The 15,152-nt window shown below is 46.1% G+C and carries 12 protein-coding genes and 1 riboswitch; of the genes, 1 reads left to right on the top strand and 11 read right to left on the bottom strand.

Annotated features, from left to right (window positions below; translation table 11 throughout):
• Nucleotides 1-43 precede the first annotated feature (43 nt).
• From C232_RS0108515 to C232_RS0108480, 4 genes are all read right to left on the bottom strand, one after another.
• On the bottom strand, nt 44-1,885 hold the full coding sequence (locus tag C232_RS0108515) for a bifunctional homocysteine S-methyltransferase/methylenetetrahydrofolate reductase (protein ID WP_018663325.1): 1,842 nt from the start codon (nt 1,883-1,885) through the stop codon (nt 44-46).
• Nucleotides 1,886-1,979: 94 nt separating this feature from the next.
• A riboswitch (SAM riboswitch) is annotated at nt 1,980-2,082 on the bottom strand.
• A gap of 907 nt (nt 2,083-2,989) precedes the next feature.
• On the bottom strand, nt 2,990-3,931 hold the full coding sequence (locus tag C232_RS0108500; RefSeq protein WP_018663319.1) for an LCP family protein: 942 nt from the start codon (nt 3,929-3,931) through the stop codon (nt 2,990-2,992).
• Between the two features lie 621 nt (nt 3,932-4,552).
• The gene (gene uptA / locus C232_RS0108485; RefSeq protein ID WP_026314534.1) at nt 4,553-5,152 is read right to left on the bottom strand and encodes an undecaprenyl phosphate transporter UptA; all 600 of its coding nucleotides are present in this window, start codon (nt 5,150-5,152) and stop codon (nt 4,553-4,555) included.
• Nucleotides 5,153-5,291: 139 nt separating this feature from the next.
• The gene (locus C232_RS0108480; protein ID WP_018663311.1) at nt 5,292-6,569 is read right to left on the bottom strand and encodes a VTT domain-containing protein; all 1,278 of its coding nucleotides are present in this window, start codon (nt 6,567-6,569) and stop codon (nt 5,292-5,294) included.
• 775 nt (nt 6,570-7,344) lie between these two features.
• Here C232_RS0108480 and C232_RS0108465 point away from each other — a divergent pair.
• On the top strand, nt 7,345-7,662 hold the full coding sequence (locus tag C232_RS0108465; protein ID WP_018663305.1) for a winged helix-turn-helix transcriptional regulator: 318 nt from the start codon (nt 7,345-7,347) through the stop codon (nt 7,660-7,662).
• Between the two features lie 136 nt (nt 7,663-7,798).
• On the opposite strand, the gene C232_RS0108460 is transcribed toward C232_RS0108465, so the two are convergent.
• The 7 genes from C232_RS0108460 to C232_RS0108405 form a co-directional block, all read right to left on the bottom strand.
• The gene (locus tag C232_RS0108460) at nt 7,799-8,887 is read right to left on the bottom strand and encodes a DUF1648 domain-containing protein (protein ID WP_018663303.1); all 1,089 of its coding nucleotides are present in this window, start codon (nt 8,885-8,887) and stop codon (nt 7,799-7,801) included.
• A gap of 14 nt (nt 8,888-8,901) precedes the next feature.
• On the bottom strand, nt 8,902-9,282 hold the full coding sequence (locus C232_RS0108455) for a GntR family transcriptional regulator (protein ID WP_018663301.1): 381 nt from the start codon (nt 9,280-9,282) through the stop codon (nt 8,902-8,904).
• A gap of 1,217 nt (nt 9,283-10,499) precedes the next feature.
• Nucleotides 10,500-11,210, bottom strand: coding sequence for an amino acid ABC transporter permease (locus C232_RS0108435; RefSeq protein WP_018663295.1), 711 nt, complete (start codon nt 11,208-11,210; stop codon nt 10,500-10,502).
• Between the two features lie 15 nt (nt 11,211-11,225).
• Nucleotides 11,226-11,879 carry an amino acid ABC transporter permease gene (locus C232_RS0108430; protein ID WP_018663293.1) on the bottom strand — a complete coding sequence of 218 codons (654 nt, stop codon included), beginning with the start codon at nt 11,877-11,879 and terminating at the stop codon, nt 11,226-11,228.
• Nucleotides 11,880-12,085: 206 nt separating this feature from the next.
• On the bottom strand, nt 12,086-12,901 hold the full coding sequence (locus C232_RS0108425; protein ID WP_018663291.1) for a transporter substrate-binding domain-containing protein: 816 nt from the start codon (nt 12,899-12,901) through the stop codon (nt 12,086-12,088).
• Nucleotides 12,902-12,926: 25 nt separating this feature from the next.
• Nucleotides 12,927-13,655, bottom strand: a complete 729-nt coding sequence (locus C232_RS0108420; protein WP_018663289.1) for an amino acid ABC transporter ATP-binding protein — start codon at nt 13,653-13,655, stop codon at nt 12,927-12,929.
• A 437-nt stretch (nt 13,656-14,092) separates the two neighbouring features.
• The gene (locus C232_RS0108405; protein WP_018663283.1) at nt 14,093-15,118 is read right to left on the bottom strand and encodes an AI-2E family transporter; all 1,026 of its coding nucleotides are present in this window, start codon (nt 15,116-15,118) and stop codon (nt 14,093-14,095) included.
• Between the last annotated feature and the right edge of the window lie 34 nt (nt 15,119-15,152).

Raw genomic sequence — 15,152 nt, 5'->3', positions numbered from 1 at the left:
CTCCGGTTCCGGGTCCTGTTGAGATCGTGTTTTGGCGGGTGGCTCAGATAATCGTTGCCCCATGGATTGATTCCTCCTTCGAATGGATGTAGCGTGCGCACTCAGCCGTCAAGTCGTAGCGGTCGAGCGGCGTGATCAGGTAAATGCCGTTGAAACAGTCGAGCGCGGCATCGATCAGGCGCCGGCTCAGGGCAAGGCTTTCTTCACGCGCTTTAAGCGGGTCGCCCTGCGTTTTTTCCATCACCGTTAAAATCTCATCGGTCAGCGTAATGCCCGGGACTTCGTTGTGCAGAAAGTTTGCGTTCCGGTAGCTTGTCAGCGGCATGATGCCGAGATAGATCGGTGCTTCCAAATGCTTTGTCGCCTCGTAAACTTGGCGGATTTTTTCTTCCGTGTAAAGCGGCTGCGTGATAAAGTAGTCGGCGCCGCTTCTGATTTTGCGTTCAAGGCGGCCGACTGCTCTATCAAGATTGCGGACATTCGGGTTAAATGCGCCGGCAACTGAGAAATGTGTTTTCCGCTGCAGTGATTTTCCGGAATGCGAGATGCCTTCGTTGAACTGTTTGATCATTGCGATCAGATCCATCGATGACAGGTCGTACACGCTCGTTGCCCCCGGAAAGTCGCCGATTTTTGACGGATCGCCCGTGACGGCAAGAATTTGGTCAATCCCAAGTGCATCAAGGCCCATTAAGTGCGACTGCAGCCCGATCAGATTGCGGTCGCGGCAGGTGATATGGACAAGCGGTCGGATGCCGTGCTTTTCTTTTAAAATGGTCGCAATCGCTGTGTTGCTGATGCGTGGGCTCGCAAGCGAATTGTCGGCCATCGTGAGCGCATCGATACCTGCTTCTTTCAGGGCCTTTGCACCTTCGAAAAAGCGCTCGGTGCGCAGGGTTTTCGGTGTATCGAATTCGACGATCACGGAGCGCCTGGTTTTGGCGATTTCATGGAGCGGCGTTTCCAGGGATTTGCGTTCTGTGACTTCAATTTCAATTTTTGGCGGGCGCACGGTTTTTTCAGTGACCGGTTCCAAACCTGCGACACCTGCTGCAATGGCTTTAACATGGTCCGGGGTTGTCCCGCAGCACCCCCCGATCAGGCGGACGCCTTGCGCAACCAATTTTGCGGCACAGGTTTTAAAATAATCGGCATTATTGGTAAAGGTAATTTTGCCATCCTCTAAATCTAACAAGCTGGCATTCGGATAGGCCGATAAATAGGCATGTTCCGGAATCGGGATTTCTTCAAACGACTGGATCATATGGTGCGGGCCGAGCCGGCAATTAAGGCCGATGATATCAGCGCCGCGGTTTTCCAGTTCTTTAAAGGCCTGCGCTACCGGGATCCCGTTTTGAAGCACACCCGGTTCAACCAGTGAAAACTGGGCGATCACCGGAATATCGGCTTCTTTTTTGGCAATCTCTGTGACCGCAAACAGTTCTTCAGCGTCAAAATACGTTTCAAGCAAAAGCGCATCGACCCCTTCGTCTAAAAGATGGAAAATCTGCTCGCGAAAAGTCCGCTTGATTTCGGCAAGCGTGGCCGCGTTTTTCCTGTGGCTGCGGATGCCGCCGACCGTACCGAGGATGAATGTTTCTGGTGCGGCCGCTTCTTTGGCAATCCGGACTGCTGCTTTGTTGATGTCTCCTACTTTTTCCTCAAGTCCGTACTGGGCAAGTTTGATATAGTTGGCGCTGTAGGTATTCGTCTGGATGACCGAGGCACCGGCATCGATATAGGCGCGGTGGATGGCGTGAATATCTTCGGGATGCGTCAGGTTGAATTCTTCATAGCAGGTATCGGCGCCGTACGCGTACAAAAGCGTGCCCATCGCGCCGTCTGCGACAAGGATTTGCGATTTTAATGTTGTGAGTAGATCCATGTTTACACTCCTTTTGGCTGGGATTGTTTGGCAGGGGGTACTTTTATGTACGAAAAAAGCCCCCTTGCATAAGGAGGCTTGATTTAAAAGTGTCTCCTTATCTTTTCAGGCATGCCTGTTGGAATTAGCACCGGGCCTTTTTCGGCTGGTTGCTGAGGTTTCTTTGGGCCAAGTCCCTCCACCTCTCTGGATAAGAATGCTATTTAATTATTAATATTTCGATTTGTTTTTACTTTACACTGAATCGCTCATAATTACAAGTAGAATTTTTCATTTAGGAGGAACTTATGGGTGATTCGGAAACTGGAGATCGGTAACTATGGGACGGCATCGGCGGTAGCTGTGCAGCTGTACCGGGGGATGGGGTTTGTGGAAATTGGGAAAGTGAAGGTTGCCGAGGGGGTGCGGCTGATGAGATTTGTGCGGGAGTGAATGGGGTGTGGGTTTTTTCAATATTACTCGTGAAGTGCGCGGCGTTAAAGGGTAGCGGTCATCGAGCTATGGATTGCAAATTTGAGTGGGGTTGGGTTGGGTTGGGCTTTATTTGGATTTATTTTACAAATGAAAGACTGCGCCGGCGTGATTTACTACTTCACGGGCGGTCATCCCCCTTATGAACGACCGTGCTGGCATGTTTTACTACTTTACGGGCGGTCATTTGGGGTAATTGACAAGTGAAAGACCAAATTACCCTAAGTTTTTGATTAAATTGGCTTTCATTTGGATCTTTTTTACAGATGAACGCCTTTTGACCCGCGTTTTTCCTTCACGATGGCTTTCATCCCCCTTATGAACAGCATTTTTGTTGAAACTTTTAAACGGGATGGCGTTCATTTGGGGATAATTGACAGATAAAAGACAAGTTACCCTAAGTTTTTGATTAATTTGGCTTTCATTTGGATCTTTTTTACAGATGAAAGCTACTTCAACCGCTTTTTTCCTTCATAATGGCTTTCATCCCCTTATGAACGCCATTTCACCCGCAATTTCTTTCCATAACAGCTTTCACCCCCCTCATGAACCCCATCTCCCCCGAAGTTTCTCCCCAAGATGTCTTTCATCAATCCAAAAACAGCTCCGGCGTTGGCCGGAGCTGTGGTTATTTTATTCATTCAGGAATGTTTCGATGGCTTCTGTGTTTTTGGTTTTATCGATATCCAGTACGGCGCCGGCTTGCGGGTAGTAGCCGTCGGAGTATGTGCCGGATATTGGGACGGTTAAGGTTTTGACTTGCAGATCGGAGCCAACGATGACGTCTTTCACCAAGCCGAGCATGTTCATTTTGCTCATGTTGGTGGAGATATACGGCTGGATCGTGCCTAAGAGTTTCGGCGCTTTGGCGATGCCGTTTACGCTGAAGACTTCTTGTTGCAGGGCTTTGAGTACTTTTTGCTGGCGGGCAACGCGTCCGAAGTCGCCTTGTGCGTCTTTTCTAAAGCGGGCGTATGCAAGCAGTTCTTTTCCGTGCATCAATTGTTTGCCCGGGTAGAGTGTCATACCGATGTTTTTTGACATTTGGTGTTCGACATTCATTTCAATGCCTTCCGGTGCAAGGGTGTCAACAATTTTGACAAAGCCTTTGAAATCAACAATGGCATAATATTGAATATCGATATTGAAATTGGTTTTTATGGTTTTTCTGAGCAGTTCAGGGCCGCCGAGAAAGTATGCGGTATTGATCTTGTAATTTTGGTAGCCTGGAATTGCGACATACATATCCCGCATCAATGAGACAAGTTTGACCTTATTGGTTTCGGGATCATATTGGGCAACCATGATGGTATCTGTCCTTGACTTTTCTTCGCCGCGGGTATCGATGCCGAGCAGCAAAATATTGGTGCGGCCGTTTGCGTCTTTTTTTCCGTTGAATGCGACATCATCCATATTGAGCGCATCACCTTTTTTCGTTTGGCGGACACCTGCGTAGTATTGATAAGCCGTATAAACCGCTCCGAAAACAACCAGCAATAAAAAGAGCAGGAGAAAAATCCGGCGCCAGCGAATCCTTTTTCGTTTCTTCTTTTTATTTGTTATTCTTGAGTCCATAGAATCCCTCTTGTTTTAATAGTCTTTTCTCATTATTATTCACTAAAAGTGGGATTTTGTCACGACAAATTTTGCTGGAAATTTGTTTTTTGTGTATATTGTTGTCGATTTTTAATAAAATTGGATATTTTGAAAAAGGATGGATATCTTTGAAATGAAATGGTTATGGAAAATTTACGTAAGCTTTATATACCGTTAAACAATTTTTAATAATACGTGCGTATAGTTGGTCTTGTAAAGGGATGAGTTGCAAGCAAGACCCGGCACCCGCTTGAATTGCGCTGATCCCAGCTGTTTGGCTTTGATTTTTTCATGACTAAACCCCCTTTTTATCTTTACCGCCTTTTGATTGAGGCGGTATTTTTTTCTATCATAAAAATAAGAAATTGCCATTTGGCCCGTTAAGGTGATGTAAAATTGCTCTTCAAAGGCAATCTTTTTCAAGAATCTAATACTTAAGGTTCATTCAATTTTAAAAGTCTCTCTGTATACTATCATTAATGGTTAAGCAAGCTGCATGATGAATAGCCTGACTTTTTTCATTGTACTGACCCCCCTTTTGCCGTCCGCCGTGAGCGGGCGGATTTTTTTGCAAAATAAAAAAGGGCGCCCGGCCCCTTTTTAAGCTCTGTTTTTCTTACGGTACAACGATAACGCGATATAGATTGCAATGATGATGACTGCGGCAATGGTGATCGGTTTGACATACGGTGCCGCCACTTCGTCGATCTGCGCCCAGTTTGAGGCGAGGCGTTCACCAAGGAAAATAAACAGTACCGACCACGGAATGGTGGCGAGCAGTGTGTAAAAGATAAATTTAGAATACGACATTTTTGCGATGCCGGCCGGGATTGAGATCGCCTGGCGGATGACCGGGATGAAGCGCCCGGTGAAAATGACGCCGGCTCCGTATTTATTGAACCATTGTTCTGCCAAGTCAATATGGCGTTCGTGAATCAGCATGTATTTCCCGTATTTCAGCAGGAACGGGCGGCCGCCGTATGCTCCGATCCAGTAGATGATCAGCTGGGCGATGAGAATGCCGGCTGTGCCGGAGATAATGGCGCCGTAATAGTTGATTTCGCCTTGTGAGATTAAAAAACCGGCATAGGCGAGAACAATTTCACTTGGAATAATTTCAATCGCCAGGCCGAGTGCAATGCCCAAATAGCCTAAATCCCGAAGTGTTGTCAATAGTTGCATTACAAAATCCGAGAACATAATGACCCTCCATGTTGTTAGAAATGCCGTCCGGACATAGCGGAAGCCGGATTTTCCAAAATAAAGAAAAGCCCGATTGTCCGTTGTTCGAGCCGGCACTTGATTATCCATCAAACTCTTCTCTATCATACTCCACTTTTTAGATAAAACGGAAGATCTCAAGCAGCAAAATATTTAAACCGAGCCAGACGCCGCCGAAAACATAGCCGCCTGCGATGTTGCTCGGGATTTCCATGCCGAACAGGATGTGGCTGACCGCGACCAGCAAAAGCACCGCCAGCAAAAGCAGATCCATAAAGGTATGAACCCAGAACGCTTCGGCATGGCGGACAACCAGATATGTGAAGTAGCCATAAATGATCAGGACCATAATGGCCTGGTCGCTTGGAAATTCCGCCACAAAATGTGAAAAGCTTGTCACAGACCCATCCGACATGCGGTGGAAGACTGCATGTAAAATATTTTGATAGAATTCACCGCCGATCGTGACCATCAAGAGGATCAGAAATTCGTGGGTGCGGTCTTCCCCCTTCCAAATGATCCAGCATGCCGTCAATACCATTACGATGAGCAGTGCCTGATGGGTTCCGAGCGCCAGGATCCCTTTGAAGATGCTTGTCCAGCCATGTTTAAATACGAGCGAGACAATTAAAGTTGTGACTTCGTTGAAATCGCTGAATTCCGCGTTGAACAGATTTTGGATCATCGTAATCATCAAAACAATCATTAAAAGTGTGGCTGTTGCCGTTCCGAAAATGACAAACTCAGCGCGCACCTTGCTGCGGAAAATCAGGTAAATGCGCCGGATGACGGCCATGGCTGCCCACAGCAGCGGTTTGCGGTACTTGCGGAAAATGTAAACGGCGACGATAACACTGGCAATGATGATGCCGCCGATGACTAAATATTTTTTGACCGCGTCGTAGAATATTTCCCATTGCGGGCCGAGCAGCTTTCCGAGTGAAATAAAGGTGGTTGTCCAAACAAACGCGCCGGAATAGGCAAACTTGGCAAAGGTGCGGAATGGAAGCCTGGTAATGCCCGAGAAATAGCCGGTAATATGCCGGACCCCTGGTATAAAATACGCGACAACCAGCAATTTATTCCCATATTTATTAAACCAGCCCGATGTTTTTTCGAGCTGTTCCGGCCCCAGATGGATGAGGTGGCCGTGCTTATGTAAAAACGGGGCGCCGAGCCGCTGCCCAATAAAAAAAGCGGTTGTCATGCCGATCGTTGTGCCCGTCCAGGCAATGATTATGCTGAAGATCCAGTTCAGCTGACCCTGGTGCACCATATAACCGGTGTAGCTCATTAGTACTTCCCCCGGGACCGGGATCGCGATCATTTCGAGCAGTAGCGCCAAAAGCAGCACAATATATCCATATTGATCCACATAAGTGGTGATTGACTCCATCCGTATATCCTTCTTTCAAACACCTTCACTGAAACGACTGATGTTGGCTGTAAAAGGTTCAATTTTTCTATCATCATTGTCTGACATTTACAGGGGTTTTGTCAAAAAGAAACAGCAGGGGGACAGGCGCGAAAAGGCCAGTCTCGCCGGATTTCTCTGCTATGGTATTGGCTGGTCGTTTTGCGGGCTTGCCGATTCTCCCGTTCGCAGAGGCGACTGGAGTCGGTAGCGGAAAAATGCGGGTGGCTGTGATACGGCAGTTTTGAAGATAGGCGAACAGGATTTACCGGTTTCTTTTTTTCTTTCCGCACGTGATGCACCTGCCCGTATAGTAGTCGAATTTATGGTATCTGCGAAGAAAACAAATAATGGCTTTTAATCTTTTCATCTTTTCAATCTCCTTTAGTAAAATGACATGTTTACTAACATAACAAAGGAACATGATAAAACCATTACAAATGTTTTAAGAAGCAGGGACAGAAATTTTAAATTAAGATGTGAAACGGGCCTTTTTTTGGATTTGCATATTGGTCTTGCCTGCATCAAGAGCCGTGTAAAGAAAAAAATTTTCACAAACGCGCCTTTTCCCCTCTTCTTTATTTTACATCAAAAAACCAAATTGAAACGCTATTGAGAGAAAATTTTTACAATATTTTTTGATACTTGCTTACTTTTAGTAAGTTTGTTTTTCGTGTATAATATAAATGAGAAGAATGATTAGAGCAATGGTATCATCCCGGTTGGGCGGGAACTGATAGAAAGGTGCGTTTAATCTATGGAAAACTCAAGTTTATGCCCACGATTTGAACGGGCATTTCAGTTGCTGGGGAAGCGTTGGGTCGGTGTGATTATTCGCGTCTTGTCCCATGGTCCGATGCGGTTCAATGAAATCGCCGACCAGATCCCGCATATTAGCCAAAAGGTGCTTTCGGACAGATTGAAAGAACTGGAAGAGCAAGGCATTCTCATCCGCGAAGTTTATCCCGAAAGCCCTGTTCGGATTGAATACCATTTGACCCAAAAAGGCGAGGCCATCACCCCCGTCCTTGATGAAGTCCAAAACTGGGCGGACCATTGGGTTACATTGGATTAAGGATTTTTCAATACAGAAAAAAAGCCGGTGCTCCGCATGTGGAGGCCGGCGTTTTTTTTGAAACCAGTGTTTGGCGAGTGGCAGCATAGGGATGTGAACCGGGTTTGCCTTTCCGGTTCGTCCGCGAGAGCTGTACTTACTTGGAGAAGAAGATCGTCAGAAGAATCGGGATGACCAGAATCAGGATAAGGATGGTCCAGCCGAGCGGATGCGCGAAATTCATCGTCCAGCCGCTCCCAAATCTTTTTTCAATCCATATGGACGGGTCATTTTTATTATAATAAAAGACGCCGAGTTTCCAATATTGGTCATCATCATAATGGATCCCGTTTTGCGCCGGCCCTGAACCCGTACGGATGCGGCTGCCGCCCTGCCCGGTCGTAACGGATAAGAACATGGCACCGGCAACGATCAAAAGCACTGCCCCAATACTCCCGTAGAGGAGGAAAGTAACGGGAAGCGGGATAATAAACGAAAGCTGGACCGCGAAAAATATGAATATGAGAATAAACCCTGCTATCACGGTAAAGGACGACCATCTGCGCCGGAAGCGGATATTTTGCTCAAGGGATTTTTCCGGGTTGGCCGCATTCAGTTGCTGTTTGCTTTTTTCGATCATCGTGTTGATCCAGATAAACAAGGCGAGCACCACGAGCTGGACTGCCGGGATTTCAAAAACGGTTCGGTATGACTTATCTTTCCAATCCGTCGGGGTACCGCCGAATGTGTAGTGCATCGCGATCCGGTCCGGGATACGGTCGTAAAAGATATAGGTCATTGCGAAAGTGCCTGCCACAATCACCGCATGAAAAATGAACCAGGCGTTGGAGACGGTGAGCTTTTGCTGGCGGAATTTCGGATCGATTATGATCGTTTGTTTTTTCACGGACGTCCAGTTTCGCTCCGTTTTTAATGTTTTCATTTTTTTGTGGAAGTACAGATAGACGAAAAATTCAATGATGATATAGGCGATTACAGCAAGGCCGAAGCCTGTTTCCGGCATCTGGGCTGTCTGGACAAGAATCAGAATGGCCGCGATGATGAGCATACTGAGAATGATGGAGGCCGCCGCGTACTGTTTCCGGAGTTTTTTCAGCGCCGGATCTGTGTATTCCTGCTCGGGAATGGTGACTCCGAAGCTTTCTGTTTTTCGTGTAATATAGGGAGTGACGGCCATGATTCCGGCAACGAGCCCGAAAATAATGAGTAATATTGCACTTTCCATTTTACTTCCCGCCTTTACTTTTGGATATCTTCATAAAGCTGCTTGCAAATGCTGAGAAATTCTTTTTCATTGAGTCCGCGGCAGATCGCCTCGCTGATGAGCGGCCGCAACCGGTTATTCAGGTCTTTCCTGTAAGCTTCATCCGCCCGCGGAAGTGCGCCGGGCTGGATGACGACACCTTTTTGGCGGTGGATCAGGATGAAACCTTCCTGCTTCAGGATTTGATAGGCCTTATTAACCGTGTGCATATTGACGCCCAAATCGGAGGCCATCGCCCTTACAGAAGGCAGCGGATCCCCCGGCGCCAGCTGTTTCGCCGCGATTCCTTCAACAATGCTGTTGCGCAACTGCTGGTAGATCGGAATGTCGGATTCCAGATCGATGGTAATGAACATGTAGATCCTCTCTTTTTTATTATGTCATCTGTTATATATAATGTATAACAGATGGAACATAAATGCAATGGGGATTTTGTGTATTTTTTAGGGTGATGGTGTTCCGAGACGGGGTGATAAAAGTTAGTGGGCAAGTTTTTGCTTTTCATAATGGTTTCATCGGTTTGATGAAAGCCAGTTTGCGGGCTTTTGCATCATGATAAGGCTTTCATAAGAGAAATGAACGACCGTATGATTGGAAATTTTGTTGGCGTGGGTTTTCATAAGGGGATGAAAGCCATGTTGAGGAGAAATGGCAGGGGAAACGGCGTTCATTTGGGGGATGAAAGCCATCTTGGAGAAAAATAGCTGGGGGATTGGCGTTCATATGGGTGATGAAAGCCATCTTGGAGGAAAATAACAGGGGGATTGGCGTTCATCTGTAAAAAAAATCCAAATGAATGACATTTTTATTAAAAACCATGGGTATTTTGTCTTTCATATGTAAATGATTCCCAAATGAACGCCATTCCGATCAAAGTTTTCAACAAGAATGGCGTTCATTAGCTTGATGAAAGCCATCTTAAGAAGAAATAGCAGGGGGAATGGTGTTCATAAGGGGGATGAAAGCCATCTTGGAGGAAAATAACAGGGGGATTGGCGTTCATCTGTTAAAAAAAACCAAATGAATGACATTTTTATCAAACGCCCTGGGTATTTCGTCTTTCATATGTAAATGATTCCCAAATGAACGACCGTTTGATTCTAATTTCTGCCGATGCGGGTGTTCATAAGGGGGATGAGCGACCATGCCAGTTAAAAATCCGTACCCGTGGGCTTTCATTGGGGGAATGAACGACCATTTAATTCTAATTTCCACCGGTACGGGCGTTCATAAGGGGAATGAGCGACTGCGCAAGTTAAAATCTCATGCTAACGGGCTTTCATAATGAGAATGAACGACCATGCCGGTTAAAAACCCGCACCCGCGGGCTTTCATTAGGGGGATGAGCGACCGCTTAACTCCAATTTCTGCTGGTACGGTCGTTCATAAAAGGGATGAATGACCGCGTAGTTAGAAATCACGGCGGCACGGGCGTTCACTGCCCGGGCGAAAGCCAGTTGCGGGCGCTTGCTCTCTAAAACGGCCTTTACCACGAGGCGAAACGATTTCTTCTTACTTCCCGCGGCATTGCTCCCCACCCGTGAAAAAACACATTGGGCGTGCCCAATGTGTTTTACATTAAACTTGGATCGGTGGTGGCTGATAGTTTTTTTGCGGTGGTGTGGTCCGGGTCGAGGCGTTTTTCAAGTCTTCTCGACAGGATGGACAGCAAATAATTGACGATAAAGTACATCAACGCGCAGATAAGCAGGATTGGGATAATGATATTTCCGCCGTTTTCGCCGCTGTAGACGCCTTTTGCATTGTGAAGCAGTTCCGGCAGCGAGATGATGATCGCGAGCGATGTATCTTTTAACAGGGAGATAAATTGGCTCACGAGCGGCGGGATCATTTTTTTCAAAGCTTGCGGCAGGATAATGTGCCACAGGGTTTGGATATAGTTTAAGCCTGATGAACGGGCGGCTTCGATTTGTCCTTTTGGGATCGAGTTTAAGCCGCCGCGGACAATTTCCGCAATCATCGCTGATTCGAAAATGGTCAGGGCCGTGATGGCTGCGACAGTAACGCTCAGTTTGACGCCCACTTCCGGGAGGGCAAAGTATGTGAAGAATATAATCAAAATGAGCGGCAGGTTACGAATGATTTCAACAACAAGCATGACAATTTGCGATAAAAGCGGGATCCTGGCATAACGCAAAATACCGAGCACGCAGCCGAAGATAAAGCTGAGCACAATCGCGACAATTGCGACTTTCAACGTGACCGCGAAACCTTGCAGTAAGTATGACAGATGTGCGCTTGTATAGGCTGCAGCAAAGTCCATGTGCATTCCCTCCTATTAATAGCTTCTGGAAAGCCGGCGTTCCAGGTAATTGACCAAAAGGCTGAGCGGAATGGTCAAGATCAGATAAAACATGCCGACAAAAATATACGTGTCAAATGTGATATATGTTTTTTCGTGTATCATATCACCGAAGTACATCAGATCGAGTCCTGCAAACACGCCGAGGATCGAGGAGTTTTTGACGAGATTCAAAAACTGGTTGCCAATCGGCGGGATCACGATTTTAATCGCTTGCGGCAAAATAATGTAGCGCATTGCCTGGATATAGGACAGGCCCGTTGAACGTGCCGCTTCAAGCTGGCCTTTGTCGACGGATTGGATGCCGGCGCGGACAGCTTCGGCGATGAACGCGGCGGTGTAGATGGATAGCGCGATCGTGCCGGCGACAAATCCGCTCAGGTTCACGTGAAAATAACTGAGTCCGTTATAAAAAAAGAAACCGGTCAGGATTAATGGGATATTACGAACGACTTCTACATAGAGGGCGCCAAGAAAATTGAGCAGCTTGACCGGGGCCAATCTGAATACGGCAATGATGTTGCCGATAATAAAACTGGCGACAAGACCGATGATGCTGATTTTAATCGTATTGACAAAGCCTTGCATGTACAAGTCTATGTTATCGGTGAGGATTGAGAAATCGAGCATGTCCATTTCACTCCTTTGCTGTTTTATCAATGGAATGGACGGGCGGCCGGCCCATCTAAATCAATCCAATCTGCTGTAAATTGGATCCCGTTACATGAATAAAAAATGGCACCGCCTTCTGTTATTCCATTCTGCTTTCGATTGCTTCAATTATAGATTGCTTCAATGGAAAGGGATGGGCGATTTAGCCCACCCCTTTCTCCTGATTATTCTTCTTTGATCCATTTGCTTTTGATTTTGTCGTATTCGCCGCTGTCTTGCAGTTCTTTCAGGGCTTTGTTTACCGCTTTGACCAGTTCGGTGTTGCCTTTTTTCATGGCGATGCCGTATGGTTCATTGGTGAATGTGCCGCCGACAACTTTATAGTCAGGATTTTGGGCAGCCATGCCGTAAAGAATCGAGTTGTCTGTTGTGAGCGCGTCACCTTTGCCTGATTTTAAAGCGGTGAAGGCTTCCTGATAGTTTTCAAATTCAAGCACTTCGGTATCCGGTGCGGCTTTTTTCACGTTAGGGCCTGAAGTTGCGCCTTTAACCGTCAATACCTTTGTGCCTTTTGCTAAGTCTTTTACGTCTTGGATCTTGCTGTCTTTTTTAACCAGGAGCGATTGGCCCGCTTTAAAATAGACATCTGAGAAGTCGACTACTTTTTTACGGTCCGGTGTGATGGTCATTGTTGCCACGGCCATGTCAATATCGCCGTTTTGCAGCATCGGGATCCGTGTTTTAGAGGTTACTTCTTTGAATTTGACCTTTACATCATCGCCGAAAATCTTTTTCGCGAGCGCTTTGGAAATGTCAATGTCAAAACCTTCTACATTGCCTGTTTTAGGGTCTTTATAGCCGAAGAGGTATGTATCGTATTTTACCCCGACTACGACTGTGCCCCTGTCTTTGATTTGCTGAACGCTGTCTTTTTTGTCTGAGCCTGATGTGTTGTCGCTTGATTTTCCGCATCCGGCCATTAAAGCAGCCACCAATGTAAAAACAAAGCCAATTGTGAGCCATTTTTTCATTTTTCTCATGCGAATCCCCCTTAATATTATATGTTTAATGATTTAATACACGATTTAAGAATGCGCGCGCACGTTCTTCACGCGGATTTTTGAAAAATTCTTCCGGTGTATTGTCTTCGATGATTCTTCCCTGGTCCATGAAGATGACGCGGTCGGCAACTTCACGGGCAAACCCCATTTCGTGGGTGACGACGACCATGGTCATACCGTCTTTTACAAGCGACTTCATGACATCGAGCACTTCGCCGATCATTTCCGGGTCAAGTGCTGAAGTCGGTTCGTCGAAAAGCATGATGCTCGGTTCCATGGCAAGTCCGCGGGCAATCGCGACACGCTGCTGCTGGCCGCCTGATAATTGGGACGGATAAGCATTGGCTTTCTCCGGAATGCCCACTCTTTCAAGATAGTGCATGGCGGTCTTCTCTGCTTCCGCTTTACTGATGCCCAGTACTTTCAATGGTGCAAGCGTAATATTTTGCAGGACGGTTTTGTGCGGATAGAGATTGAAGTGCTGAAAGACCATGCCGATATTTTTACGCAGGTCATTGATGTCTGTTTTTTTATCATTGACTTTGATGTTTCTGACGGTCAGTTCTCCGTCTGTTATATTTTCGAGGCGGTTAATGCAGCGGAGCATCGTGCTTTTCCCGGAACCCGAGGGCCCGATGACCACGACGACTTCCCCATCGCCTACTTCAAGATTGATATCTTTTAAAACATGAAAATCTCCATAATACTTATTTACGTGTTTAAATGAGATCATACCATCACCCCCATTGCTGTTCTAATCTATTTGTTGCCTATATGTTAGAAACATTTAATATCTCTCTATTTTAGAGTATATCAATCTATTCAGATAACATCAATACTTTTGTAGTATTAAATTTTTCAATTATCTTTGCCTTGTTTATCCCCCCGTTTGCTTTTTAAAGCTTTATTAAAAAAGCATTTGCGATCGGCTGCGTCTAAAAGTTCAGCCGGGGGCACGCAAACTGCCATGATTCTTGCTCCTGAAGATGCTCCAATATGGTTGTATTATAAAAACGTTTACGGGATGAAGCGGAAAAGAGAAATGAATATTGCTTTACCAAAAGAATGATCCCTGATAAAAAGTTCGTGCATTTTTTCACACAAAAAAAGTCCGGAAAAACCGGGATGGCTGAAAAAGCGCCGGATACACGCTTAAAAGCCGGCGCTTTTCTACCTTTTTCGCTTTGGTTTCGGACTGTGGTCGGTGACTTCGAGAACGTCGAGGAAGAAGACAACAATCGGGATACCGAGGATCAGCCCCCAAACGCCAAAGAAATGTTCACAAAATATAAGGATGAGAAATGTGTAGAAAACCGGTAAATTTACTTTCGATGACATGAGCTTTGGATTCAGTAAATAGGTTTCAACTGCGTGCACGATGGCAATCAGGATCACGACATACAACACTTTTATGCCGCCGCCGATGCTGTAGGCGATGACGCAAAGCGGGACGAGGGAAATGATGACGCCGGCGACAGGAATGAGTCCGAGTGCAAAAATCATGATAGCCAGGCCGAGCAACTGCGGAAACCCGAGGATCCAGAGGCCAATTGTCGACAACAGCGAGTTGACAAGCGCGATAATAAACTGTGCCTCAATCACTTTCCCAAATGTACTGACAAATTTAATGCCGAAGTACGCTATTTCATCGTAAAAAGCGGACAGTTTACTTGTTTTGAATTGTTTTGTAAAGCGGACAATCCGGTCTTTTTCGAGCAGGAAAAATAAGCTCAGGATAATGGAAAGCAATACCTGCAGGCTGACTTTGCTGATGCTTGTAAAATAGTTCAGCAATATACTGACGCCCTGCTGCATGTAGTCGATGATTCTCTTTTCCTGAATCGTTTTGACGATCGTATTAAGGATTTGATTTTGCTGCGGCTTCGTGTAAAAGTCCGAGAGCTGCATGACAAGCTGGGTGATTTCATTGATTAAGATTGGTAAATACTTCACAATCCCAAAGATGAGTGCCCCGACAATGACGATATATAGAACGAGAACGGTAAACCGGCGATTTAACGGAACCCGATTGGTCACGATTTTTTCGAGCCGGTTCATTAAATAAGTAAAAATAAAGGTAAGCAGGATTAAATCCATCATGCTGCGCAGCAGGTACAGAATCAGTGCCACGAGCACGAAGATCAGCGTCCTCCTTACCCCTTTTTTTTGAAAAAAGTGAACCAACAGATTTTCCATAGCTACCCTTCTTCCCCTATCAGCCCTAACAAAC

Source organism: Heyndrickxia acidiproducens DSM 23148, assembly GCF_000374345.1.
Classification (GTDB): domain Bacteria; phylum Bacillota; class Bacilli; order Bacillales; family Bacillaceae_C; genus Weizmannia; species Weizmannia acidiproducens.
This window is presented reverse-complemented; position numbering and strand designations above follow the sequence as displayed.